This is a genomic window from Methylobacterium variabile (assembly GCF_001043975.1).
Classification (GTDB): Bacteria; Pseudomonadota; Alphaproteobacteria; order Rhizobiales; family Beijerinckiaceae; genus Methylobacterium; species Methylobacterium variabile.
Window position 1 is genome coordinate 1 of record NZ_LABY01000440.1, and the last position, 1283, is coordinate 1283.

Here is a 1283-nt window from a genome sequence, read left to right on the forward strand (position 1 = left end):
CGCTCGCCGATCCGCTACGAGGAGACGCTGGCGGACCCATCGCCCGCAAGCTGATCACCACTCCACGAAAACGGGCCAACATCAGTTCCGCTCATGACGGCGCGGTGCAGCCTCCTCTGCGCGGCTCGCACTCGGACTCCAACCCCCTTCTCGCCGTGCTCCACTTGCCGGTCCCCCATGCGGCCGCCTGCCGCCCATCCGCGGCCCGCCTCTGCCTGACCCTCCTCGCTCTTCCTGACCCCGCCGTGCCGCGCCTCCCCTCGGGGAGCGCGCGGGCGTGCGCCCCCGTCCCGCCGCGGCGCGAGCCGTTTTTGGCGAACGGCTGCGCTTTGCTGGAAGAGCCCTCTCTCCCGATCGCCGCCCGCCCGCTGCGCGCGCCTGCTCGCGCGGCGTCGGGCCTTCGCGCCCGGATCCGGACAGGATTCGCGGCGCAACGCTCCCCCCCTTTGCCGGTTTCCCGCCATGAGCATGCAGGCTATCGCCTACGTCATCTCCCAGCGCATCGAGCGAAAAAGGCCCGCCTCATCGAAGCGGGCCTCCCGAGAACCGTCCTGCCGATGCGGTCAGCGGCAGGTGGTGACCCGGCGCACGATCCAGCCCTCGCCGTCGACGAAGAGGCGCTTGCGGGCGGTGGTGCACTGGGCGTCGTCCGCCTCGGCGGCCGTCGCGGTGACGCCGGTCGCGGCGACGCTCGCGGTCGCCGCCACGTCGCGGGTCGTCCCCGATCCGGCCTTCGGCGCCTTGTCGACCGCGGGGGCGGCGTTGCCGCTGAGCGGCGCGACGCCCGTGGCCAGGGTGGCCAGGAGGGCGAGCAGTGGCAGTCGGGCGCAGGGACGCGCACGCATGATCGGTGTTCCCATCGGTTGAGTGCCGAGCGGCAATGTCCGGCGAGGTGGCTCTGGACCGCTCTCTCTTGCCATGGATAAGTCGCGAACGCTCGAAGAGTTGCGCGGCCGAAGCGTGTCCGTTTCAAAAAACGGTAAACACGCGGACGCGACGCCGCGGTGACATTTCGCACCACGTCGCGGGATTGCCGGAGCGGCCGTACCGACGCGGCCCTGACCTGGTATCCTGTCCCTGAAGGACTGCAACGTACCTCAAACGAGCAGCATCCCAGCAGGTTCCTTCCGCAGGTGCCGTCGGGATGAGCCGCGTCTCGACTTCGGCCGCTGGCGCGGCTCGTCATGCCGTCGACGCCTCGCCATCGAGGCGGCGCGGGCCGAGGCCTTCGGCGCATCGGCGCGGCGCCCGGCGGCGCGGACCCGCCCGGGCCTCGGCCCGCG

At 71.9% G+C, this 1283-nt stretch carries 1 protein-coding gene; it reads right to left on the minus strand.

Annotation, left to right across the window (positions count from 1 at the left end):
- Nucleotides 1-563: 563 nt before the first annotated feature.
- Nucleotides 564-845: a hypothetical protein gene (locus VQ02_RS33745; RefSeq protein ID WP_048448648.1), complete on the minus strand. Its 282-nt coding sequence runs from the start codon at nucleotides 843-845 to the stop codon at nucleotides 564-566.
- Nucleotides 846-1283: the final 438 nt, after the last annotated feature.

What these genes read in the sequence shown, in the direction of transcription:
- VQ02_RS33745 (WP_048448648.1), bottom strand. Translation starts at nt 845, where the DNA reads ATGCGTGCGCGTCCCTGCGCCCGACTGCCACTGCTCGCCCTCCTGGCC.